The organism is Cryobacterium arcticum, assembly GCF_001679725.1.
GTDB lineage: Bacteria > Actinomycetota > Actinomycetes > Actinomycetales > Microbacteriaceae > Cryobacterium > Cryobacterium arcticum_A.
In genome coordinates, this window is sequence record NZ_CP016282.1 from 3,855,629 (window position 1) to 3,879,238 (window position 23,610).

Sequence of the window (23,610 nt, forward strand, 5' to 3'; positions counted from 1 at the left end):
CCGATGACCGACCTGTCCGCCGAACCGGCGGCGGACCGGGCCGACGAGGCCCGCGAGCGCTTGAAGCAGGCCGCTCAGCGCGCCCACCGCAACCGGTCGGTGCGCGCCTCCGCTCGGCTCGGCCTGTTGGCCAACGGCCTGGTGCACGCCCTCATCGGCGGCACCGCGCTGGGGGTCGCGAACGGCGGCACCGGCGAGGCCGACCAGCTCGGCGCCCTCACGGCCATCTCCACGGGGCCCGGCGGCATCGTGGTGCTCTGGCTGTCCACCATCGCCCTGTGGGGCCTGGCGCTCTGGCAGGGCACCAATGCCGCGTTCAGCGTGGCGCCCAACCGGCGGGTCCTGGTGTTCCGCCGCTCTCTCAACGTGGGCAAGGCGCTGGGCTTCGCGCTGCTCGGTCTGGTGACGTTCGCCGTTGCGCTCGGCGCGCGCTCCGGGGGCAGCGAGGTGGTGCGGGAGGCCGACGCCGCCATCGTCGAGAGCCCCGTGGGCCTGTTCCTGCTGCTCGTGGTGGGCGTCACGGTGGGCATCATCGGCGGCGGGCTGGTCTGGCGCGGGGTGCGGCGCAACTTCCGCGAGGAGCTGCGCTACCTCTGGGGTCCGACCAAGGTCGTGGTGCTCACCCTCGGCGTCTTCGGCCACGTCGCCAAGGGCCTGGCGTTCCTCGTCACCGGCGCCCTGCTGGTGGCCGCGGCCGTGTTCGCCGACTCCCGCTGGGTGGGCGGGCTCGACGCCGGGTTGCGCTACCTGCTCACCCTGCAGTCCGGGCCGGTGCTGCTGAACGTGGTGGCTGCCGGCCTCATCGCCTTCGGCCTCTATCTGGTGGCCCGGGCGGCGTTCCTCCGGCACTGACGCGTGCCGCGCTGAGCCCTGCCGCATCGCCCCGGCATCCGCTATCTGTTCAGCATGGGCAAGGCTGGGAGTTGGATGCGGACCGGGTCATCTGCTTCAATTTCGAAGTACTCTGTGGGCATGAACATTCGCGAGATCCCGCTCACCGCCGCCGACGGCTCCACCACGTCGCTGGCCGCGTACGCCGACAAGGTGGTGCTCGTCGTCAACGTGGCCTCCCGTTGCGGCCTCACCCCGCAGTACGAGACCCTCGAGCAGTTGCAGCGCACCTACGCCGACCAGGGCTTCACCGTCCTCGGCTTCCCGTGTAACCAGTTCGGCCTCGGTGAGACCGGCAGCGCCGAGAAGATCGAGGCGTTCTGCTCCACCACCTACGGCGTGACCTTCCCGCTGATGGAGAAGACGAAGGTGAACGGCGGCTCGCAGCATCCGCTCTACGCCGAGCTGACCCAGACGCCGGATGGCGCGGGCAAGGCCGGCAAGGTGAAGTGGAACTTCGAGAAGTTCGTGATCTCGCCCTCGGGTGACGTGCACCGCTTCCGCCCGACCACCCTCCCCGACTCCCCCGAGGTCATCGCCGCGATCGAGTCCGGCCTGGCCGAGCTGAAACCGGCCGCGTAACCCGCGCCCGGTCCGCCGTTCCCGGCCTGGCTGCTCCCCCCAACGGACATCTGCACCCGGCACACCGGGCGCAGAAGTCCGATCGGGCACCAGTTGGCGCTCAGCTGCTGCTCGGCACCCCGTAGTCGGCCGCGCTGTGCACCTCGATGGCGACGTACGGTTCGTCGCCGAGCACCCGGGCGTTGTGCCCGGGCGGGATCACGTAGGAGTCCCCGCTGCTGATGGTGGCCGTCGTGCCGTCGTCGAGCATCGTCTCCAACGCCCCGGAAACGCAGTAGCCCACGTGCAGCAGCTGACAGGAGTCGGTGTTCACCACCGGCTTGATGTCATCCGCCCAGGTCCAGCCCGGCTGCATGGTCATGCGGCCGATCGAGTACTCGCCCAGGTGGTTGAGCTCCAGCAGGGTCTTCTCGGGCGCGCGGCGCTCGTCCGGCTTGTCGTGCGACTTGACCTGCAGGGTGTGCGTGATGGTGGACATGGTGTCCTCCCCAACTCTGGCGGGCCTGGTGAGGGGCCGGAGGCGCGGCCCACCGTGACGCTGCCGGCCTCTGACCGAGCCAGCGTAATCCCGGCGGATGCGTGGGGAAAGGCCCCCGGCGGGACCGGTTCCGGCCGCGCCGGCGAGGTCGTCCTCCCCGGCGAGCGCTACCCGGCGAGGGGGATGATCCGGCCGGTGCCCGTGGCGATCTCGATGTCGAAGCCGGGGTAGAGCCCGGGCCGGATCGCGTCGGTCAACGCCGTGAGGGCGGCCTTGCTGAGTGCCGGGTGCTCGCCGCCGTCTGCGGTCTCCGGGTAGAGCTCGACCTCTACCGTCACGGTGAACGGGTTCGCGCTCACGCTGAACGTCTGGCCCTCGGGCACGGCCTTCTGCACCAGGGCGGACACCCGGCTGACCTGCGGCTGGATGTCGGTCTCGGTGAAGCCGACGTTCTCGTGCAGGTCGTAGGGGTCGCCGACAGCGTCGAGGGTGGCGAGCGCCTCCGCCGGGGCGTCGAACTTGAAGCCCACCCCGAATCCGTCGTCGGTCATATAGCCGTAGGCGAAGTCGTCGGGGTAGGCCTCCTGCACGAGCGCCATCGCGCTCCCTCTGGGACCTTGGCCGGCGAAAAGAGCCTCCTCCTCTTCCTCGGTCAGCGCGTCCCAGTCGACCGGCGCGCGGGTCGGCTCGGGGATCGGCGTGGCCGAGATCACCGGGGTCGCCGTCGCGGCCGCCGCCGCCGGGGTGTCTTCGGCCTCGGCCAGCAGCGGTGGCACGGCGAACGCCGCGCCCACCGCCACGGCCAGGGTGATCGCCCCGGTCACGATCAGTCTTTTTCGCGCGCTGCCACTGCCACTGCCGGTCATCCGAGCCCCCATCGTTTGCTGCCGAGGCTAGCCGAGATGCGGCGGAGGGCGCTGGCCCCCGTTCGCTCCGTGGCGGCAGGCCGCGCCTTAGAAGGCCAGTAGGTTGTCCTTGAGGGTGGCGTGCGTGTATTCGGTGCGGGCCAGGCCGCGGCGCTGCAGTTCGGGCACCAGGCCGTCCACGATCTCGGCCACGGCCTGGCGGCTGAGCGCACCGGAGATCAGGAAGCCGTCGCCGCCGACCTGCTCCATGGCATCCTGCATCTGCTGCGCCACGGTGGCCGGGGTGCCCACGAACGGCACCGCGTTCAGGCTCGGCATCGAGGCGAGCTCGCGCAGGGTCTTGGTGCCGGCGTCGCCGCCCTTGCGGAGGAACGCCTCGAGGGTGGTGCGGTGGCCGTTGGTGGTGATCTCGGGCACCGGCGCATCCAGGTCGAACTGGGTGAAGTCCACGTTGGTCAACGCGCTCAGATGGGCGAGGGCCACGTCCATGCCCTCGGGGGTCATCACGGCCCGGCGGGCGGCCTTGGCCTGGGCGAGTTCGTCGGTCTCGTCGAGCACCGGGCTCACCACAAAGAGCACCTTGCAGTCGTCGGGGTTGCGGCCGGCCTCCACCATGCGGGCACGGATGTCGTCCCGGTAGGCCTTCATCTCTGACACCCCGGTGGCGGAGCAGATGATGGTGTTGGCGTGCTTGGCCGCGAACGCACGGCCGCGGGGGCTGCCACCGGCCTGGCACAGGGTGGGCTGGCCCTGCGGGCCGGGCATCATGTTGAGCGGGCCGCGCACCTTGTAGTACTTCCCGTCGTGGTCGATCGGGTGAACCTTGGTGTGATCGGCGAAGACGCCGGTCTCGCGGTCGCGCACCAAGGCGCCCGGGTCCCACGAGTTCCACAGGCCCTTGACGACCTCCACGTACTCGTCGGCCATCTCGTAACGTTCGTCGTGCTCGTAGTGCAGGTCGAGGCCGAAGTTCTGGGCGGCGCGGTCCTCGCTGGAGGTCACCACGTTCCAGCCGATTCGCCCGTGCGTGAGGTTGTCGAGGGTGGCGTACATCCGTGCGGTGATGAACGGCGGGTAGAAGCTCGTGGAGGCCGTGGCGATCAGGCCGATGTGCTTGGTGTGCTCGCCCAGCTTGGCCATCAGCGGCAGCGGGTCCTGCTTGGGGGCGTACATGTTGTACTTCAGGTCGGTCGCCATCGAGCCGCCGTGCACATCGGACACCATGAGCGAGTCCTCGAACATGACGAAGTCGAACTTGCCGCGCTCCATCATCTTCACGATGTCGACGTAGAACTCACCGTCGATCCAGCTCTCGTCGTTGTTGCCGTCGAACTGGCCGAGCCAGGACGGGGAGGAGAAGTTGAGGAACCAGCCTAGGTGGAATTTGTTTGCCATGCCCAGAGGCTAGGAACGGCGCATTTCACCGGGGTGGCCTCGAGGCACCTGCGTGATTACGCATGGGTGGCGCAATACGGGGGCAACACACCTTCGATCCGTCGAAACAGGGGCCGCCTAACGTGTCGGTCATGACAGACACCGGCGCGCCCCGCCCACACACCACCAACCTGTACTCCTTCGATCCGGCCGCCCGCACGGTGGCGTGGACCATCGACGACGGCACCAACGCCGAGTCGATCCGCCGGCTGGCGCTGTTCGCCGCGGCGACGGGGGTGCGCATGACCCTGTTCCCCTGCGGCAGCTACCCGGGCTGGGCGGAGCACGCGGCACTGTGGCGGCCGCTCGTGGCCTCGGGCCAGGTGCAGGTGGGCAACCACACCTGGTCGCACCGGGAGCTCACCACCCTCACCGACGAGGAGATCATCGAGGAACTCACGCTGAACGAGGAGTTCTTCCTCGAGCACTACGGCGTCAGTACCAAGCCTTACTTCCGGCCGCCGAACGGCTCCCGCGACGAGCGCACGGATGCCGTGGCCGAGCGGGCCGGCTACTCGGTGCAGGCCATGTGGAGCGGCCTGCTCACCGAGGGGCCCGACCGCACGGCGGAGGAGCTCATCGAGTCGGCCGGCCGGGAGTTCCGGGCCGGCGCCATCGTGATCGGGCACGTGAACTTCGACGCCGTGCAGGATGCCCTGCCCGCGCTGATGGATGCCATCACGACGGCGGGCCTCACCCCGGTGACCCTGCGCGACGTCTTCGCCGCCTGACCAGCGCGCGACGCACCCCCTCCGCCGGTCGAGCCCTTTCGCTGGTCGAGCCCGTCGAGACCCGGCGAGACGACCCACGGATGCCGCGGCAGCGACACACACGCCCCTCACGGGGTCTCGACAAGCTCGACCAACGAGACGGGGACGACCGCAGACCACGTCACGAGGTCTCGACCGACAAGACCGGCACAACCACACCGCTGGTCGAGCCTGTCGAGACCCGGCGAGACGACCTACGGATGCCGCAGCAGCGACACACACGCCCCTCACGGGGTCTCGACAAGCTCGACCAACGAGACGGGGACGACCGCAGACCACGTCACGAGGTCTCGACCGACAAGACCGGCACAACCACACCGCTGGTCGAGCCTGTCGAGACCCGGCGAGACGACCTACGGATGCCGCAGCAGCGACACACACGCACCTCACGGGGTCTCGACAAGCTCGACCGACGAGACGGGAACGACCGCAGACCACGTCACGAGGTCTCGACCGACAAGACCGGCGCAACCACACCGCTGGTCGAGCCCGTCGAGACCCCGCGAGACGACCTACGGATGCCGCGGCAGCGACACACACGCACCTCACGAGGTCTCGACAAGCTCGACCGACGAGACGGGAACGACCGCAGACCACGTCACGAGGTCTCGACCGACAAGACCGGCACAACCACACCGCTGGTCGAGCCTGTCGAGAACCGGCGAGACGACCTACGGATGCCGCGGCAGCGACACACACGCCCACACACACGTCACGGGGTCTCGACGAGCTCGACCGACGAGATGGGAACGAACGCAGACCGGGTCACGAACCAGCCAGGTGGGACATGTCGGACTTTCCGGGTCAGTAGGCGGTGAGGTTGCCGCGCAGGGTGTCGGCCGAGTACTCGGAGCGGATCAGGCCGCGGCGGCGCAGCTCCGGGGCCAGGTCGCCGGCGATGTCGGCGACGGCGCGCGGGGTGACCGGGCTGTTCACGAGGAACCCGTCGCCGCCCACCTCGGCCATCACGGCCTCCATCTGGTCGGCGGCGGTGGCGGGAGACCCCACGATCTCCAGCGACGGGATGATGGTGCTCGCGATCTCCCGCAGGGTCTGGTGCTCCCGGCCGGCGAACATCTGCGCTGTGGTGGTCTTCGCCGCGTTCGTGGAGACCGGCGGCACCGGCGCATCCAGGTCGAAGGTGGAGAAGTCGATGCCGCTGGCGAACGACATGTAGGCCAGCCGGCCCTCGATGTCGGCGACCATGGCCGCGTGCCGGCGGCGCTGCAGCTCCAGCGCATCCTCGTGGGTGTCGCCGATGATGAAGTCGGTGAGGAAGAGCACCTTGACGGCATCCGGGTCACGACCGGCGTCGACGAGGCCCGCACGGATGTCGGTGCGGTACTGCTTCATCCACTCGATCGAGCCGCTCGGAGCCACGATGGTGTCGGCGAACCGGGACGCGAAGACCCGGCCCACCGGCGAGCCGCCGGCCTGGCAGATCACCGGGATCCGCTGCGGACCCGGCGGCACGTTGAGCGGGCCACGGCTGGAGAAGTAGCTGCCCTCGTAGTCGGTCTGGTGGATCTTGGTGTGGTCGGCGTAAATTCCCGCCGCCACATCGTCGACCACGGCGTCCTCGTCCCACGAGGTGAGCAACGCCGTCACGGCCTGGGCCCAGTCGGTGGCGATGGCGTAGCGCTCGGAGTGGTCCCAGTGCTTGTCCATGCCGTAGTTCTGCGCGGTGCGGTCGTTGTGCGCCGTCACCAGGTTGAAGCCCACCCGGCCGCCGGAGAGGTGGTCGAGGGTGGTCATCAGCCGGGCGGCGAGGAACGGCGGGTAGAACGACGTCGTCATCGTGGCGATGAGGCCGATCTTCTCGGTGGAGGCCGCCAGCAGCGGCACCAGCGCCATCGGGTCGTGCTTGGGCGAGGCGAACCCGGTGCGCAGCGAGTGCTCCATCGACGAGCCGTAGGCATCCGGGATGAAGGAGCCGTCTTCGATCATCAGGTAGTCGAAGCCGGCCCGCTCGAGCGCCCGGGCGAAGTCGACGTACACATCGGTGTTGGGGAACAACCCGCCGCGGTCGGAGTGCGGCGCATGCCAGGCCTGCGTGGAGAAGCTGAGGAACCAGCCGAGATGGAACATGGCGGCGCCCTCCTAGTAGGCGAGAAGGTTGTCGCGGAAGGTGGAGTGCTCGTATGACGGGCGGATCAGGCCCCGCTTACGCAGCGCCGGCGCGAGGCCGTCGGCGATCTCGGTGATGTTCTGCCGGGTGACCGGCTTGGCGATCAGGAACCCGTCGCCTCCGGCGTACTCCATGTACTCACCCATCTCCTCGGCAATCGACTCCGGCGTGCCGATCAGCGGCACCGATTCCTGCGTGCGGTGGTTGGTCACGGCCTCACGGATGGTGGCGCCCGAGCGGGCGAAATCGTTCATGGTGCTCTGGTGGCCCTCGTTCTTCGACAGGTCCGGGAACGGCGCGTCGTAGTCGTACTTGGACCAGTCGGTGCTGGTGAAGTAGGAGAAGCCGGCCACCTGCGCGTCGATGTTGGCTGCGGATGCCTTGAGCATCGCGGCGTTCTTCTCCTCGGCCTCTGCCTTGGAGTCGGCCAGCACCGGGCTGATCAGGAACAGCACCTTGACGTCTTTGGGGTCGCGGCCCAGCGCGATCATGCGCTCCGAGACGTCGTCGCGGTAGGCCTTCATCTCCTCGACGCCCTTGACGGCGGCGATGATGGTGTCGGCGTTGCGGGCACCGAACTCACGGCCCACATCCGACCCGCCGGCCTGGCAGATCACCGGGTGTCGCTGCGGACCCGGGATGGTGTTGAGCGGCCCGCGGGAGCGGTAGTACTTGCCCTCGAAGTCGACGGTGTGCACCTTGGTGTGGTCGGCGAAGACACCGTTGACCTCGTCCATCAGCACGGCGTCCTCGTCCCACGAGTCCCACAGCGCCTTCACGACGTCGACCCACTCGTTGGCACGGGCGTAGCGCTCGTCGTGCGGGATGAGGTCCTTCAGGCCGTAGTTCTGCATGGCCGACTTGTTGCTCGAGGTGACCAGGTTCATGCCCACGCGTCCGTTGGTGACGTGGTCGAGGGTGGAGAACAGCCGGGCCGCCATGAACGGGTGGTAGAACGACGTGGAGATCGTCGCGACGATACCGATGTGCTTGGTGGCGGCTGTGAGGAACGGGATCAGCGGCACGGGGTCGAACCGGATGGTGCCGCCGTTCTTCACCGACGACTCGAAGGTGCCCCGGTGCACATTGGGCAGCACCGAGGAGTCCTCCAGCATCATGTAGCTGAAGCCGGCCCGCTCCAGCGACGTCGCCATGTCGACGAACAGCTGGGGGTTGCCGACGTCCTGGCTGACGTTGCCCGACCAACGCTGATTCCAGTTGTAGACGCCGAAGCCGGTGCCCATGAACCATCCCATGTGAAACATGCCGTACCACTTTCTGCCTGAGGTGAGGGTGTTGCGCCGTGCGGTTATGCGCGATGTAGACCAGTAGAAGCGCGGCGTATTTCGCGCGATCGCTGACCGTGTTTCCCGCGCATTACGCTCCCGCGGCGGGTCTGGCCGCCCCACTATTACGAAGAATCGAGAGTCTGGTTTCGCGCTCGTTACGCCATCATCGATCCGTGGTGCCCACTACAAGGGGGCCCGTATTCTGAGGTTTCTTCCCCGAATCCGACAGGTGGTCCTGATGTCTTTCACCCACAACGAGCTTCGAGCGGTTGAATTCCAGCGGCAGCGACTCCTGTCCCAACCGACTCTGCACACCTCCTCCCGGCGCACCTACGAGCAGCTGCGGGCGAGCATCCGGGCCGGCCTGACGCATCCGGACACCCAGTTTCGCGAGCTCACCATCTCGCAGGAGTTCGGCGCCAGCCGCAACTCGGTGCGCGTGGCGTTGGCCATGCTCGCCGCCGACGGCCTGATCACCCGGGGTCCGCGCCGGGGCACCATCCTCACCAAACAGATCATCGACTTCCCGGTGGACCGGGTGCTGCCGCGCTCGTTCGATGTGAACCCGAGCACCGCCACGCACGGCATGATCGTGCTCGACCTCGAGTCGGCCGTGCTCACCACACCGCCGCTGATCGCCGAGCTTCTGGACACCCGGGTGGAGCGCATCGTGAGCTACGAGCAGATGGCGATCTTCGACGGCGAGCCCGTCTACGTGCGCTCAGGGGTCTCCCCGCTGGTCTCCGACGCCGACGAGTATTTCGCCCGCATCGCCTCCTGCAACGCCGCCGTGGCCGCCATCACCGACACGGCTGCCGGCACGGATGCCGCCCCCGGCGCACCGGGCGGGGACCGGACCGCAGCCGGTATCGAGATGGAGGGGGTCTTCGAGCTCCTGTTCGAGGTGCCGTTCGGGCACTGCCGCAGCCGGGTGGAAGTGGTCGGCGCCGACGAGCACCTGGCCAAGCTGCTCGGTGTGGAGGAGGGCTCACCGCTGCTGCTGCGCCAACAGGTGAACTACGACATCCACAATGTGGCCCGCGAGTTCAGCTTCACCCACTACCGGGGCGACCGCGCCACCCTCACCAGCCGACGCGTCTACGAGCGGGGCGCCGCATGAGCGCCGCGCTGGGCTGGGACGCCGGGACGGGCGACGGCATGCCGAAACAGCCGCAGCTGATCGCGCAGAACGCCCAGACCATGTTGGAGGGCTGGCGGGACGCGGCACCCCTGATGGTGCCGGGCAACACCGTGCACCGCATCGCCCTCGACCAGCATCCGGAGCGGCGCGGCGGCAGCATCGACCAGCCCGACGCCGAGATCGTGCGGATGCGCCTGGTCGAGCACGCCCTCGTCGCCCCCTCTCCCCTCATCAAGGCGCTCATGCACACCGACGAATTCGCGGTGTCGATGCTCGAGCAGCTGGGCAGCATCGGCGACCAGCCGCTCTTCGTGCGGGTGAGCTACCACCTGGTGGGCGATTTCGAGGCGACCGCCCGACGCCTACGCACCCCGTCACAGGCCGGGGCGACGATGACCACGGAGGAGTCGTTCCGGTTGCACTTCGGCGTCGACCTGCTCTCCAACGATGTGAGCGTCGAGGCCGTGCGGAGCGACCGGCGCACAGCAACGGCCATGCGGGTGAGCGTCGGGGCGCCCATGATCCTGCGCCAGATGCTGCTCACCGACGAGCACGGCTGGGTGCGGGAGCTCAGTTTCACGCACTTCCGCGCCGACCGCGTGACGCTGGAGTGAGCCGCGCGCCACGTTCCGCTTACGCCGGGGCAGCGAAATCAAGAGGAAACGTTTAAGTCGGTCACCGGTAACACCCCCCACTCACACTAAGAGCAGGCAGCCGCTCGAACCACCCACTCGAGTTCACCAGGAAGCGCCCCAAGGGCCCCTTCCACTTACACTCTCCTTCCCTCAGCGGGCACGCACAGCAGGCGTGACCGCATCTACCGCATCGGAGTACGCAGTGTCCTCTTTCCGTAAACGCCTCCTCTCGGCCACCGCCGTGGCGCTGTCGGTTGGCCTCCTGGCCACCGGCTGCAGCAACCTCGCCCCCTCCACCGAAGGGGCGTCAGGCGGCACCGTCGTGGTCGTCGTCCCCGAGCTCTCCACCCAGCTCTCCTTCGACACCAGCTACGCCATCACCGCCTCGTACTTCGACACCTCACTCGCGCTGAACGCCACCCTGATCCGCAAGCCCTACATCGACAGCGAGCAGGCCGGCACAACCGAACAGGACCTGTACAACTTCGAGGGTGTGCTCGCCAAGGACTACACGGTGAGCGAGGACGGCCTCACCTACACGTTCAACCTGCGCGAGGGCATCATGAGCGAGATGGGCAACGAGCTCACCTCCGAGGACGTCGTCTGGTCGTACCAGCGCAAGTTCGGCGCCCCCACCAGCATCGTTCCCTACGTCACCGCGCCGGCGATCGTCTCCGCCGACCAATTCGTCGCCACCGACAAGTACACCGTCACGGTCACCGTGGAGAAGCCCGCCTACGGCTTCACGCTGCTCTCGACCATGGCCGACATCACCGGCGACATCTACGACTCCACCTACCTCAAGGAGAACGCGACCGACGAGGACCCGTGGGCCACCGAGTTCACCTCGGGCCGCTACGACTTCGGTTTCGGCGCCTACACGGTCGAGAGCGTCGACCCGGGCTCCGAGATGGTGCTCGTGGCCAACGAGAACTACGCGCTCGGAACCCCGGAGATCACCAAGATCATCCAGCGGGTCGTGCCGGACGCCGGCAACCGCGCGCAAGCGCTCAAGAACGGCGACGCGGATGTGGCGCTGGGCCTGTTGGCCGCCGACCTGAACTCCCTCGAGACGGATGACGCGGTCCTCGTACCGTCCAAGCCCCGCAACGGCTACCTGGTGTTCTCGCTGAACACCAAGCTCGCCCCGTTCGACGACCTGGCCGTGCGCAAGGCCTTCACCAGCGCCATCGACTACGACCAGATCATGAGCGAGGTCTATCAGGGCCGCGCCGTGAAGAAGAACACCATGCTCTCCACGGATGCGCCCGGCTACGACGGCGAGGGACTCCCCGACTGGGAGTACGACCCCGAGGCCAGCAAAGCAGCGCTCGAGGCGGCCGGGTACACCGACACTGTCCCGGTGACCATCAGCGTCAGCAACGAGAACCAGTCCATCTCCGACCTCGCCGTGTCGATCAAGAGCTCCGCCCTGGCGGCCGGCTTCGACGTGACAGTGGAGGCCCTGCCGGCCACGCAGATGCAGGAGAAGGCGGCCGGCGGACAGGTGCAGGCCACCATCGGCAACGGTGAGGCCATCTCGCTCACCCCGTCGTACCAGCTGCAGCTGCTCACCACCCCGGGCTCCTCGTCCAACTACGCCCAGTGGGACAGCCCCACCTTCCAGGCCCTCGTCGCCGCCGGTGACGCCGTCGCCGACCCGCTCTCTGACGAGGGCGGCAAGGCCTGGAACGCCGCCGAGAAGTACTGGCTCACCGAGGAGGTGCCGCACATCTTCCTCGGCCAGACCGGCTCCGACTCCGCGGTGGCCTCGACCCTCACGGGCTGGACCTGGCGGACCGACCACGCGGTCGACCTGTCGGTCATGACCAAGGACTGACCCGGGCACTCCCGGCCGACCTCGTCCGCACCACGAAAGGCACGATCACCATGAGCAGCACCGCACCCCTCCTCGAGGTCGCAGGCCTGACCATCCATTACCCCGGTCAGGACACCAATGCCGTGGATGACGTGAGTTTCACGATCGGCCAGGGCGAGATCGTCGCCCTGGTCGGCGAGTCGGGGTCGGGCAAGTCCACCCTGGCCCGCGGGGTGGCCGGTCTGCTCACCGACCCGGCGATCGGCGTGACCGCCACGGTGTTGCGTTTTGATGGTGCCCCCATCGAACGCAACGTCGGGGCGGTCCTGCCCAGCCGGGTCCCCGGCGTCACCATGATGTTCCAGGACGCCAGCACCTCGCTCGACGTGGTCTGGACGGTCGAAGAGCAGTTGCTCGCGATCCTCCGCAACACCGAACGGATGTCGAAGAAGGCCGCCCGCGCCCGCGCCAGGGACTGGCTCGACAGGGTCGGCCTGGCCGACACCGACCGGGTCATGGCGGCCCGGCCCTACGAACTCTCCGGCGGCATGCGGCAGCGGGTGATGCTCGCGCTCGCCCTGGCCGGCTCGCCCCGGCTGCTCATCGCCGACGAACCCACCAGCGCGCTCGACGCGTCGCTGTCGCGCCTGTCGATGCAGCTGCTCACCAGCCTGAGCAGCGAGCTCGACACGGCGCTGCTCATCGTGAGTCACGACATCGCGATGTGCACCGAATTCTCCGACCGTACCCTGGTGATGTACCACGGTGCCATCGTCGACCGCGGCGCCTCCGCGACCCTCGCCCAGACCGTGGTGCACCCTTACGCCCAGGGCCTGCTGGCCTGTGTGCCCTCCTTCGAGCACCTCGACGACGACGAACTGCCCACCCTGGACTCGTTCATGAACGGTCCGTCAGCCCAGTCCGCCCGGGAGGCGACCTCATGAACACCGCCGAATTCGTGCTTGAGAACGTCGTCAAGAGGTTCGGGTCCAAGCACGGCCATGTGGCCGTCGACCGGGTCTCCACGCGCTTCTCCAACACCCAGGCCGTCGGCATCATCGGCGAGTCCGGGTCGGGCAAGTCCACCCTGGGCCGCATGCTCTGCGGGCTGGAGAACCCCACCTCCGGGTCCATCCGGTTCAACGGCGAAGAACTCGCCGACATCCGCCGGTCCCGCCCCCGGCTCGAGGAGTTCCGCCGCGAGGTGCAGCTGATCGGGCAGGACACCACCTCGTCGTTCGACCCGCGGCACTCGCTGCGGGAGTCGATCATGTACCCGGCGATGAACCTCGGCGGTCTGAACCGCCGCGACGCCTACGAGAAGACCGACGAGGTGCTGCTGCAGCTGGGCCTCGCGCCGGCCATGGCCGACCGGGCCGCCGGCAGCGTCTCCGGCGGACAACGCCAGCGCTTCGCGATCGCCAGGGCCCTCATCGTCGAGCCGCGCATCCTCGTCTGCGACGAGGTCGTCTCCGCGCTGGACGTGTCGGTGCAGGGCGGCATCTTGAACTTTCTGAAGACCTTCAGCCGCACCCGCGCGGCCGGAATCATCTTCATCTCGCACGGCCTGCCCGCCACCGCGTTCATCTCGCAGGAGCTCATGGTCATGTACCAGGGCGGGATCGTGGAGAACGGCCCCACCCGCGAGGTCGTCACCAACCCGGCGCACGACTACACCAAGAAGCTTCTCGCCGGTTATCACAACACCGGCGACGCGGATGCGCACCAGTACCCCGAAAAGGAGACCCACGTTGCCTGAATTCCTGGCTCGCCAGCGTTGGTGGTTCACCCGCCTGCTGATGCTTCCCGTGCACCTCCTGGTCTTCACGATCATCACCTTCCTGCTGCTGCGGATGGTGCCCGGCGACCCCGTGATCGGGGTGCTCGGCGCCAACTACACCGACGAGGCCTACCTGGCCATGCAGAAGAGCCTCGGCCTGGACGGCACCGTCTGGCAGCAGCTCGGCAACTACGTGGCCAACCTCGCCCAGCTCAACCTCGGTCAGTCCATCTCCACCGGCGAACCCGTCATCGTCAGCCTGATGGACCGGCTGCCCGGCACCCTCGAACTGGCCGTGCAGGGGCTCCTGCTCACGATCATCGTGAGCGTGCTGCTCTCGCACCTGGCCGTGTTCCACCCCCGCAACATCCTCGCCAAGGCCGTTCTGGTCTACTCGCGGGCCGCCGGTGCCCTGCCCGAATTCGTGCTCGCGATCGTGGCGCTGTTCGTGTTCTACGCTGTACTGCACTGGGCGCCCGCGCCGCTGGGCCGACTCGACACCGGGCTGCCGCAACAGACCCGGATCACCGGTTTCCCGTTCCTGGACACCATCATCCAGGGCTACTGGGTGGGCACCTTCTCGATGGCCCAGCACCTCGTTCTGCCGCTGATCGTCATGGTGATCGCGCAGTCGGCCGTCGTGATCAAGCTCCTGGTCTCCGGGCTGCAGGGCGCCATCAGCGATCCGGCCACGTCGTTCCGCATCACGACCGGCAGCGGCCGTACCGCGACGACCCTGAGCATCTACCGCCGGGCCGCGCCCGCCGTGGTGACGCTGGTCGGGCAGATGTTCGGTTACCTCGTCGGCGGCACCATCGTGATCGAGTCCCTCTTTGGCTTCGCCGGGGTTGGGTCGCTCGCGGTGAAGGCCGTCATCACCACGGACTACCCCGCGATCCAGGGCTTCCTGCTCGTGATCGCCGCCATCACCCTGATCGTGTACATGCTCGTCGACCTCACCGTCATGATCATCGACCCCCGGCGCCGTCCGGGTGCAGTTGGGAGCAACTGATGACCGCACTGGCCCCCCGCACCGCACCGCGCTCGGTGGCGGATATCCGCGCCGAACGCCGCCGCTACGCCGCGAAGCTGCCCCGCCGCAAGGTGCGCATCTCGCTGCTGCTGCCAGCGCTGATCATCGTGGCCATCGCGATCTTCGTCCCGCCGCTCACGGCGTTCGACCCGATCCAGACCAGCGGTCCGGCGTCCACTGCGCCCAACGGCACCCACTGGTTCGGCACCGACAGCGCCAGCCTCGACATCTTCGCCCGCACGGTGGCGGCCGCCCGCTACAACCTGTCGATCGCGTTCGCGGCCACCGTGCTGTGCACCGCGATCGGCGTGGTGTTCGGTGTCGTCATCGGCAGCCTGGAGTCCGAGCGGAGCGTCGGCGGCCTGGCCGCCCGCGGCACCACCCGGCTGTTCGACCTGCTGCAGGCGATTCCGGGCATCCTGATCGGCTTGGTGATCGTCACCTTCTTCGGCGCCTCGATCACCTCCCTGGCCGTGGGAACCGCCATCATCCTCGCCCCGGTGCAGATGCGGCTCGTGCGCATCGAGGTGCTGCGGGTGCGCAAGGAGGCCTACCTCGACGCGGCCCGCATGAGCGGTCAGACCGAGCTGCAGCTGATGCTGCGGCACGTGATGCCCAACTCGGTCTGGGTGGCGCTGGAGAACATGTCGTTCCTCTTCGCCGCGAGCATGCTGCTCACCGCGGCGCTCGGCTTCGTGGGAGTGGGCCTGCAGCCGCCCACCCCGGAGTGGGGTTCGATGCTCTCCTCCGCCACGAACGACGCGCTCTCCGGACGCTGGTGGCCGGCCGCCTTCCCGGCCGCGGCCCTGATGATCACGGTGTGGGCCTTCGCCAACGCCTCCCACGCCCTCTTCGGCCGTCCCGAGGGCGCCTCCGCCGGGGGTCACTGACCCCGTCCCGCGCACCCAACACGCTGGTTTGAGCCTGTCGAAACCAGGCGACCAACCCGAAAAACGCACCCGCACGCTGGTTGAGCCTGTCGAAACCAGCCGACGGAACCGGACGACCTGCGCGGCCTGGGCGACCTACGAGGTTTCGACAAGCTCGACCACCGAGATGGTGCGACCACGAGACGGCCCGCAAGACGCACCCCACACGCTGGTTGAGCCTGTCGAAACCAGGCGACGGAACCGGACGACCTGCGCGGCCTGGGCGACTTACGAGGTCTCGACAAGCTCGACCACCGAGATGGTGCGACCACGAGACGGCCCGCGGAACGCACCCCACACGCTGGTTGAGCTTGTCGAAACCAGGCGACGGAACCGGACGACCTGCGCGGCCTGGGCGACTTACGAGGTCTCGACAAGCTCGACCACCGAGATGGTGCGACCACGAGACGGCCCGCGGAACGCACCCCACACGCTGGTTTGAGCCTGTCGAAACCAGGCGACGGAACCGGACGACCTGCGCGGCCTGGGCGACTTACGAGGTCTCGACAAGCTCGACCACCGAGATGGTGCGACCACGAGACGGCCCGCAAAACGCACCCCACACGCTGGTTGAGCCTGTCGAAACCAGGCGACGAACCCGCCCAACCCGGGCGACGCGCAGGTCAGCCGGCGAAGGCCAGGGCCGCGCCGGCGTAGGTGGCGGCAACGGTGGTGACCTCGGTGGGGCCGGCCGGGGCCGCGTCGTAACGGATCACCGGCTGGCCCTCGACGGGCTCGCCCGCCGTCCAGGCCGGCCAGGTGGGGTCTCCCCCGGCGATGAAGTCCACCGCATTGCCGTGCACCTCGTCGGCCAGGCGCTGCGACGGCGCCGGGCCGGCCAGCACCTCAACCCGTGGGGCGTCGAGCGCGTCGAAGAAGAACGGCAGGTCGAGGCAGTGCAACGCCCCGCCGAACGTGGGCGATCGCCAGGCGAACGCCCACAGCCAAGTAGGTGCGGCATCCGCTGCCCGGCCCACGGCGACGCCGACCGAGGCCGCAACGCCCAGCGTGACGGATGCGGCGGCGGCCCGGTCGGCCGCGACCGCGGTGCGGGCCTCGGCGACCTGCAGCATCACGCCGCGGATGGCGCGGTCCGAGGCGAACTGGCCGAGGATGTCGGCGGTGCCGCGCCCGTCATGGGCCGCGGCGTAGGCGCGCGCGGCGGGACCGGCGACGCCGAGCCGCACGAGCATCTCGGCGGCATCCTCGCCCGCGAGCTCGTCGGTGAGGTCGTTCATGGCGAAGTTGAACTCGTGGTCGGTGCTGCCGAGCATCAACGGCTTGTCAGCGCCGATGCCGGCCCGCACCGCGGCACCGGTGGCCAGCGGCACGAGGTCCCCGTCGATCACCGGGCCGAACGGCAGCCCGCCGACAAGGGTGTTAGCGATCTCGCCGAGCGGCCCGGCCGGGCCATCCGCCGGCAGGGCCGTGGCCCGCGGCTGCTCCGCCAGGATCTGCTGCTCGGTGAGCGCGCCGAGGCCGGCCCGGGTGGGCGCCACACCGGCGAGCTCGGCCACGCGCCGGCCGATCTGCTCGGCCTGGTCGGGCGTGAGGTGGGTAGCCACGCCGGAGATGACGATGGCCCGCGCGAAGAGTGGTTGCGCGCGCGGCGAGCCGAGCAGGGTGAGCACGGCCCCGCCGCCGGCGGACTGACCGGCGATGGTGACCCGGGCCGGGTCACCGCCGAAGAAACGGATGTTGCGCTGCACCCACTCGAGCGCCAGCAGCCAGTCGAGCACGCCCCGGTTCAGCGGCGCATCCTCGATCCAGCCGAAGCCGTCGAAGCCGAGCCGGTACGACACGTTCACCGTGACCACACCGTGCCGGTTGAAGCCGGCGCCGTCGTACCAGGGACTCGCGGCCGACCCGGAGGTGTAGCCGCCGCCGTGGATGTAGACCAGCACCGGCAGGCCCGCCCCCTCAGCAGAGGTGGTCGGATCGGGCGTGAAGACGCTCACGTTCAGGGTGGACTCGCCGGGAAAGCTGGGCTCGGGCACGAGGGTGGTGTCGCCACCGTCGATGCGCTGCGGGGTGGCACCGGGGCTGCCGGCATCCAGCACGCCCGGCCACGGCGGATGCGGCACGGGAGCCGCGAAGCGCAGCTCGCCCACCGGCGCGGCCGCGTACGGGATACCGAGGAAGGCCGCGGAGCCGAATCTCTGACGGCCGCGGACGACCCCGGCTGTGGTGCTGACGTCGACGGTATCCATCGGTGGCCTTCCAGAGTGGTGCGAGCTAGGGGCGTGACGGCGACCAGATTACCGGACCGCCCGATGAGGCCCGGTCCGTCCCGGCGCGAGCCACCCGGTGCCCGGCCACGGGACCCGGGCTCAGAACGCGAACAGGTTGTCGCGGAAGGTGCCCGGCAGGTACTCCTCGCGGATCAGGCCGCGGCGCCGGAGCGCCGGGGCCAGGCCGTCGCAGACCTCGGTGATGTTCTTGCGGGTCACCGGCAACGCCACCAGGAACCCGTCGCCGCCGGCCTCCTGCATGGCCTCGTCCATCTGGCCGGCCACGGTGTCGGGCGAGCCGACCAACTGCACCGAGGAGGTACCGCGACGCTGGGAGGCGAGAGCTTCGCGCAGGGTCTTACCCGCGGACGCGGCAAGGAAGTCGTCGACGACGCTCTGGTGGCCGTTGTGCTTGCCGGTGAGGTCGGGGATCTCCTCGTTGAGGGCGAACTTCGACCAGTCCAGGCCGGAGATGTAGGACATCCGCATCAGCGACGCCTCGATGTTGCCCTGGTTCGCGGCGTCCATCCGGCGCTTTTTCTCGATCGCGTCGGCGTCGGTGTCGGCGAGCACCGGCTCCACGAGGAACAGCACCTTGACGTCTTTCGGGTCGCGGCCGAAGCCGATCATCCGGCGGGAGATGTCGTCGCGGTAGCGCTTCATGCCGTCGGCACCGGCCACCGAGGCGAGGATCGTGTCGGCGTGCTTGGCGCCGAAGTCCATGCCCGCCGGCGACCCGCCGGCCTGGCAGATGATCGGGTGCCCCTGCGGCGACGGCACCGTGTTGAGCGGCCCGCGGGTCTTGTAGAACTCGCCGTCGAAGTCGGCGCGGTGCACCTTGGTGTGGTCGGCGAACATGCCGCTCTCCTCGTCGAGGGTGAGCGCGCCGGGCTCCCAGGTGTCCCAGAGCGCCGTGACCGCCTGCACCCACTCGTCGGCCATGCGGTAGCGCAGGTCGTGCTCGTAGTGCTTGGCCAGCCCGTAGTTCTGCGCGGCCGCATCCGGGCTGGCGGTCACCAGGTTCACGCCCACCCGGCCGTGGCTGAGATGGTCGAGGGTGGTGAGCAGCCGGGCGGCGAGGAACGGCGGGTAGAAGGTGGTGGCAGCGGTGGCCACGAGCCCGAGGTGCTGGGTGGCCGCGGCGAGCAGCGGGATGAGCGGCATCGGGTCCATCCGCACGATGCCGGCCCGCAGCGACTCCTCCATGGTGCCGCGGAAGGTGTCCGGGATGACCGAGGAGTCCTCCAGCATCATGTAGTCGAAGCCCGCGCGCTCCAGCGACGTGGCCAGGTCGACGAACAGCTGCGGGTTGGCGAGGTCCGCCGCCGCATTGCCCGACCACTGCTGATTCCAGCCGTACGACCCGAATCCGAAACCGAGGAACCAGCCCATGTGAAACATTCAGAACTCCCTGAGGTTGTCGCGGAGCGTGGCCCCGGTGTATTCGCTGCGGATCAGCCCACGGCGGCGCAGCACGGGCGCCAGGCCGTCAGTGACCTCGCTGATATAACGGCGGGACAGCTGCCCGGCGATGAGGAAGCCGTCGCCGCCGACCTCGTCCATTGCCTCCTCCATCGCGTCGGCCACCTCCTCGACGGTGCCGCTCACTTCGAGCGACCCGAGCCGCACCGGGCGCTCGGCGATCTGGCGCAACGTGGTGGTGGGGTCGGAGCCCTGCAGCATGCCGAGCGTGGTGGAGGACGCCGCATCCGTCTTGATGGTCGGCAGCGGCGCGTCCAGGTCGAACTGGGAGAAGTCGATGCCGCTGGTCCAGGACAGCCGGGCCAGGGCGTCCTCGACCGTGGTGGCGTCGATGCGCTTCTTCTTGGCCACGGCCTCGTCGTGGGTCTCGCCGAAGACCGGGGAGATCGTGAACAGGATCTTGAGGTCCTTCGGGTCCCGGCCGAACCGCACCAGCCGCTCGGTCATGTCGGCGCGGTACTCCTTCATCGCGGCGATGCCGGGTACGGATGCGACGACGGTGTCGGCGTGCCTCGCCGCGAGGTCCCGGCCGGCCGGGGAGCCACCCGCCTGGCAGACCACCGGGCTGCCCTGCGGGGAGGGGATGGTGTTCAGCGGCCCGCGGGACTTGTAGAAGCGGCCCTCGAAGTTCACCGGGTGCACCTTGGTGTGGTCGGCGTAGATCCCGGCCTCGTGGTCGGCGACGACGGCGTCGGGCTCCCAGGACGCCCAGAGCTGCTTGACCAGGTCGATCCACTCATCGGCCATCTCGTAACGCAGGTCGTGCTCGAAGTGCACGTCCCGGCCGAAGTTCTGCGCGGTGCGCACGTTGTGGGCGGTGACCAGGTTGATGCCGGCGCGGCCGTGCGAGAGGTGGTCGAGGCTGGCCATCAGCCGCGCCGCGGCGAACGGCGGGTAGTAGGGCGTGGCGATGGTCATGATCACGCCCAGGTGCCGGGTGGCCTGCATGATCAACGGCACCAGAATGGCCGGGTCGTGTTTGGGCGCGTGGTTGGCCTTGGCGAGGTAGTACTCGGCGGTGCCCTGGTAGGCGTCGGGGATGAACGCGCCGTCCTCGAGCATCATGTAGTCGAACCGGGCACGCTCCATGGCGCGGGCGAGTTCGATGTACAGGTCGGGGCTCGTCCAGTCCCTGGCCGCCTCGCCCGACCAGTCCTTGCCCCAGCCCGGAAGCGTGTAGTTGAGAAACCAGCCCATGTGGAACATTCGCCCGCCCTGCCCTTCTTCGATGACTTCTCCCACTCAAGTGGCGGCGCATTTCCCGAAAGGTGACCGGAGGTTACCGCTGTATTGCGCCGCCCGGGCCGGCCCGGCCGGGCGTCGGATCGGGGCTGGCCAGAGCAGGCAGTGGCGAGCAGAATGGATGCGCCACGCCGCGGTGAGCACCTCACCGGGGTCGGCATCACCGCGGGAGGAGCACACGAATGGGCATTCTGATCTGCACGGGCATCACCTCACTCGACGGCTACGTGGCCGACGAGAAGGGCAACTTCGACTGGAGCGTGCCCAGCGAGGAGGTGCACACCTTCGTCAACGACCTGGAGCGGTCGGTGGGCACCTACCTCTACGGCCGGCGGCTGTACGAGGTGATGGTGGCGTGGGAGACCATGCACCTCAACGACGACGACCAGCCCGCCGTGATGCGCGACTACACCGCGATCTGGCAGGCCGCCGACAAGATCGTCTACTCCAGCACCCTGGCCGAGGTCTCCAGCCGGCGCACCCGCATCGAGCGCAGCTTCGACCCGGAGGCGGTGCGGGAGCTCAAGCGAACTGCGACCGGCAACCTGTCGGTGGGCGGCCCGAACCTGGCCGCGCAGGCCTTCGCGGCCGGGCTGGTCGACGAGGTGCAGCTGTTCGTATCGCCCGTGGTCGTAGGCGGTGGCACGAGGTTCCTGCCCGACCATCTGTCGCTGTCGCTCGAGTTGAAGGACGAGTACTCCTTCCGCAACGGCGTGGTGTACCTCGGCTACCGGGTGCGCCGGTGACGGCACCGGGCGGACGGGCCGCGGGATAATGGGGCTCTCGCCCCGCACACCACCGACAGGACCAGCCGATGACGCCTGACCACTCGTTCCCCGCCACCACCCGCGCCCTCGTGATCGGGGAGGCCCTGATTGACATCGTGCGGCGGCCCGGCGCGGAGCCGGTGAGCCACGCCGGCGGCAGCCCGATGAATGTGGCGTACGGGCTCGGCCGGCTGGGCGTGCCCACCACCCTGGTCACCCAGATCGGCGCCGACCCGTTCGGTGACCTCATCGCCCGGCACCTGCGCGCCGCCGGCGTCGACCTGCTGCCCGGGTCGGTCACGGCGAGCGCCACCTCCAGCGCCACCGCCATCCTCGACGCCACCGGTGCCGCCACGTACGACTTCGACCTGCGCTGGGAGCTGCCGGAGCTGTCGCTGCCGGCTCCGTGCACCCTCATCCACACCGGTTCGATCGCCGCGATCCTGCAGCCCGGCGCCCGGGCGGTGCTCAGCGCGTTCACGAGCGCCCCGGCCGGCACCCTGCTCAGCTACGACCCCAATGTGCGGCCGGGCATCATGGGCAGCCGCGACGAGGTGGTGCGGGCCGTCGAGGAGCTGGCCGTCGCCGCCCACGTGGTGAAGATGAGCGACGAGGATGCCGCGTGGCTGTACCCGGGCCGCGACCTGGACCAGATCACACGGGACTACGTGGCGGCGGGGGTGGCCCTGGTCGCCATCACCCGCGGCGGCGACGGCGCGATACTCCGCGCCGGCGGGGCCACGGCCGAGCTGGCGGCGCATCCGGTGGCCGTGATCGACACCATCGGTGCGGGCGACTCGTTCATGTCGGGCCTGCTCTACGCGATCCTCGCCGGCGGGACCACCGAGGCCGTGCTGCAGAACACGCTGGACGCGACCGACCTCGGCCGGCTGGGCCAGACCGCCCTGGCCAGTGCCGCGGTCACGGTGTCGCGCGCCGGCGCGAACCCGCCCACCGTGGCGGAGCTCGCGGCATGCTGACCGACCTGCCGCCGGCCTGCCGCCGGCCTGCCGAAGCAGACCGTACCGGGCAAGTCAATCCCCTTGAACGTGGGGCAGAGCCTGGCTTTACTGTGCGTACGTTGTCCCCGTCTTACGGGTCTCCGACAGCGGGATACAGGAAGTCTGGTGCGACATGGTGGTCACAACAACCGATACCGCGGTGCAAGTCTCGGTCGAACTCACCCCCTCGGATGGCGTGGTGATCGAAGGCAGTTCGCTGGGGGTCACCATCCGGATCACCGCGCTCCGCTCCGCGATGATCGACCATGCCGAGATCTCGCTGATCCGCAAGGTGAACTACACCTACGGCCGCGGCAACATCTACGGCGGCGTCTTCCCCGCCCGGGAACGCAGCACCGAGGTGCTCGCGGCGGTCACGGTGCCGCCGCCCGGCGCGATCCCGGCCGGCCAGTCCCGGGTGCTCACCGGCAGCCTCAACATCCCCGGCGACGGCCCGGCCTCCGTGCGCGGCGACCTCATCGACGTGGGCTGGTCCGTGCGGTGCGTGCTTCGGGCCGCCGGCGGGCAGATCATCAAGCGCGAGCGCCTCATCGACGTGCAGTCCTGGGGCCAGACCAGCGCCACCGACATCGGCCACCCGCCGGTCGGGGAGAACCTGGGCCACGTCGCCCTCGAGTTCATCGCGCTCTCCTCCCGGGTGCTCGAACCCGGCACCCCGCTCACCGGGGTCCTGCGGCTCCGTGCCCACGACGCCGTCGCCACCCGGGGAGTACGGGTGCAGCTCGTGCGCTGCGAGGAGGTCTGGGGCGGGCCCGGCCAGGAGGCGAACCCGGACGCGAGCGAATCCGAAGGATACCGGCACTCCGAAGCGGTGATGGCCGCCGTCACGCTGGCTCCCGCGGGAACCCTGACCCCCGGCACGGTGGTGGACCTGCCCTTCGCGGTCGAGACGCCTGCCGGGCTGCCGGCCCCGTCGCTCTCGATCGGCAACCTGCACGTGCGCTGGGAGATTCGGTCGGTCGTCGACCTGCCGCTGCGGCTGGACCCGCGGCTGTCTCTGGACCTGCTCGCGGTCACCGCCACCCGGCAACCCACCGCGCACCCCGCCGAACACCCGCGATCCGGCAGCCTCGACACCGACTGACCGGCCC

The 23,610-nt window shown here is 69.2% G+C and carries 21 protein-coding genes; 13 read left to right on the forward strand and 8 right to left on the reverse strand.

Annotated elements, in window-relative coordinates:
• The first annotated feature begins 3 nt into the window (after nucleotides 1-3).
• On the forward strand, nucleotides 4-852 hold the full coding sequence (locus PA27867_RS17520) for a DUF1206 domain-containing protein (protein WP_066598340.1): 849 nt from the start codon (nucleotides 4-6) through the stop codon (nucleotides 850-852).
• A 120-nt stretch (nucleotides 853-972) separates the two neighbouring features.
• Nucleotides 973-1,473: a glutathione peroxidase gene (locus PA27867_RS17525; protein ID WP_066598341.1), complete on the forward strand. Its 501-nt coding sequence runs from the start codon at nucleotides 973-975 to the stop codon at nucleotides 1,471-1,473.
• A 100-nt stretch (nucleotides 1,474-1,573) separates the two neighbouring features.
• On the opposite strand, the gene PA27867_RS17530 is transcribed toward PA27867_RS17525, so the two are convergent.
• From PA27867_RS17530 to PA27867_RS17540, 3 genes are all read right to left on the reverse strand, one after another.
• Nucleotides 1,574-1,951: a cupin domain-containing protein gene (locus PA27867_RS17530; protein WP_066598342.1), complete on the reverse strand. Its 378-nt coding sequence runs from the start codon at nucleotides 1,949-1,951 to the stop codon at nucleotides 1,574-1,576.
• 167 nt (nucleotides 1,952-2,118) lie between these two features.
• Entirely contained in the window at nucleotides 2,119-2,775 is a 657-nt protein-coding gene (locus PA27867_RS17535; RefSeq protein WP_066598343.1) for a hypothetical protein, read from the reverse strand.
• A 129-nt stretch (nucleotides 2,776-2,904) separates the two neighbouring features.
• Nucleotides 2,905-4,212 carry an NtaA/DmoA family FMN-dependent monooxygenase gene (locus PA27867_RS17540; RefSeq protein WP_066598344.1) on the reverse strand — a complete coding sequence of 436 codons (1,308 nt, stop codon included), beginning with the start codon at nucleotides 4,210-4,212 and terminating at the stop codon, nucleotides 2,905-2,907.
• Nucleotides 4,213-4,343: 131 nt separating this feature from the next.
• On the opposite strand from PA27867_RS17540, the gene PA27867_RS17545 reads away from it, so the two are divergent.
• On the forward strand, nucleotides 4,344-4,982 hold the full coding sequence (locus PA27867_RS17545) for a polysaccharide deacetylase family protein (protein WP_066598345.1): 639 nt from the start codon (nucleotides 4,344-4,346) through the stop codon (nucleotides 4,980-4,982).
• A gap of 843 nt (nucleotides 4,983-5,825) precedes the next feature.
• Here the strand turns inward: PA27867_RS17545 and PA27867_RS17550 are convergent.
• Both PA27867_RS17550 and PA27867_RS17555 read right to left on the reverse strand, forming a co-directional pair.
• The gene (locus PA27867_RS17550) at nucleotides 5,826-7,109 is read right to left on the reverse strand and encodes an NtaA/DmoA family FMN-dependent monooxygenase (RefSeq protein WP_066598346.1); all 1,284 of its coding nucleotides are present in this window, start codon (nucleotides 7,107-7,109) and stop codon (nucleotides 5,826-5,828) included.
• A 12-nt stretch (nucleotides 7,110-7,121) separates the two neighbouring features.
• Nucleotides 7,122-8,414 carry an NtaA/DmoA family FMN-dependent monooxygenase gene (locus PA27867_RS17555; RefSeq protein ID WP_066598347.1) on the reverse strand — a complete coding sequence of 431 codons (1,293 nt, stop codon included), beginning with the start codon at nucleotides 8,412-8,414 and terminating at the stop codon, nucleotides 7,122-7,124.
• 262 nt (nucleotides 8,415-8,676) lie between these two features.
• On the opposite strand from PA27867_RS17555, the gene PA27867_RS17560 reads away from it, so the two are divergent.
• The 7 genes from PA27867_RS17560 to PA27867_RS17590 all read left to right on the forward strand — a co-directional run bounded on the left by PA27867_RS17560 (nucleotide 8,677) and on the right by PA27867_RS17590 (nucleotide 15,736).
• Nucleotides 8,677-9,558: a GntR family transcriptional regulator gene (locus PA27867_RS17560; RefSeq protein ID WP_157109281.1), complete on the forward strand. Its 882-nt coding sequence runs from the start codon at nucleotides 8,677-8,679 to the stop codon at nucleotides 9,556-9,558.
• Nucleotides 9,555-10,193 carry a UTRA domain-containing protein gene (locus PA27867_RS17565; RefSeq protein ID WP_066598349.1) on the forward strand — a complete coding sequence of 213 codons (639 nt, stop codon included), beginning with the start codon at nucleotides 9,555-9,557 and terminating at the stop codon, nucleotides 10,191-10,193. Before PA27867_RS17560 ends, PA27867_RS17565 begins: the two co-directional genes overlap by 4 nt.
• A 223-nt stretch (nucleotides 10,194-10,416) precedes the next feature.
• Nucleotides 10,417-12,054: an ABC transporter substrate-binding protein gene (locus PA27867_RS17570; protein ID WP_066598350.1), complete on the forward strand. Its 1,638-nt coding sequence runs from the start codon at nucleotides 10,417-10,419 to the stop codon at nucleotides 12,052-12,054.
• Between the two features lie 50 nt (nucleotides 12,055-12,104).
• Complete coding sequence (locus PA27867_RS17575; RefSeq protein WP_066598351.1) at nucleotides 12,105-12,977, forward strand: ABC transporter ATP-binding protein; 873 nt, start codon at nucleotides 12,105-12,107, stop codon at nucleotides 12,975-12,977.
• Nucleotides 12,974-13,792, forward strand: a complete 819-nt coding sequence (locus tag PA27867_RS17580; protein ID WP_066598352.1) for an ABC transporter ATP-binding protein — start codon at nucleotides 12,974-12,976, stop codon at nucleotides 13,790-13,792. The genes PA27867_RS17575 and PA27867_RS17580 overlap by 4 nt, the downstream gene beginning before the upstream one ends.
• A complete protein-coding gene (locus PA27867_RS17585; protein WP_167550865.1) occupies nucleotides 13,785-14,825 on the forward strand; it encodes an ABC transporter permease in 1,041 nt (346 codons plus the stop codon). Before PA27867_RS17580 ends, PA27867_RS17585 begins: the two co-directional genes overlap by 8 nt.
• The gene (locus tag PA27867_RS17590; protein ID WP_066598353.1) at nucleotides 14,825-15,736 is read left to right on the forward strand and encodes an ABC transporter permease; all 912 of its coding nucleotides are present in this window, start codon (nucleotides 14,825-14,827) and stop codon (nucleotides 15,734-15,736) included. The genes PA27867_RS17585 and PA27867_RS17590 overlap by 1 nt, the downstream gene beginning before the upstream one ends.
• A gap of 662 nt (nucleotides 15,737-16,398) precedes the next feature.
• Here the strand turns inward: PA27867_RS17590 and PA27867_RS17595 are convergent.
• The 3 genes from PA27867_RS17595 to PA27867_RS17605 all read right to left on the reverse strand — a co-directional run bounded on the left by PA27867_RS17595 (nucleotide 16,399) and on the right by PA27867_RS17605 (nucleotide 20,685).
• Nucleotides 16,399-17,985 (reverse strand): carboxylesterase/lipase family protein, encoded by a 1,587-nt coding sequence (locus PA27867_RS17595; protein ID WP_066598354.1) that lies wholly within the window; start codon nucleotides 17,983-17,985, stop codon nucleotides 16,399-16,401.
• A gap of 120 nt (nucleotides 17,986-18,105) precedes the next feature.
• Entirely contained in the window at nucleotides 18,106-19,407 is a 1,302-nt protein-coding gene (locus tag PA27867_RS17600; protein ID WP_066598355.1) for an NtaA/DmoA family FMN-dependent monooxygenase, read from the reverse strand.
• Complete coding sequence (locus PA27867_RS17605) at nucleotides 19,408-20,685, reverse strand: NtaA/DmoA family FMN-dependent monooxygenase (RefSeq protein WP_208857270.1); 1,278 nt, start codon at nucleotides 20,683-20,685, stop codon at nucleotides 19,408-19,410.
• A 227-nt stretch (nucleotides 20,686-20,912) separates the two neighbouring features.
• Here PA27867_RS17605 and PA27867_RS17610 point away from each other — a divergent pair, with 227 nt between their 5' ends.
• The 3 genes from PA27867_RS17610 (at nucleotide 20,913) to PA27867_RS17620 (ending at nucleotide 23,603) form a co-directional block, all read left to right on the forward strand.
• Nucleotides 20,913-21,476: a dihydrofolate reductase family protein gene (locus tag PA27867_RS17610; RefSeq protein WP_066598357.1), complete on the forward strand. Its 564-nt coding sequence runs from the start codon at nucleotides 20,913-20,915 to the stop codon at nucleotides 21,474-21,476.
• Between the two features lie 68 nt (nucleotides 21,477-21,544).
• Nucleotides 21,545-22,477, forward strand: a complete 933-nt coding sequence (locus PA27867_RS17615) for a carbohydrate kinase family protein (protein ID WP_066598358.1) — start codon at nucleotides 21,545-21,547, stop codon at nucleotides 22,475-22,477.
• Nucleotides 22,478-22,631: 154 nt separating this feature from the next.
• Nucleotides 22,632-23,603 carry a hypothetical protein gene (locus PA27867_RS17620; RefSeq protein ID WP_066598359.1) on the forward strand — a complete coding sequence of 324 codons (972 nt, stop codon included), beginning with the start codon at nucleotides 22,632-22,634 and terminating at the stop codon, nucleotides 23,601-23,603.
• Nucleotides 23,604-23,610: the final 7 nt, after the last annotated feature.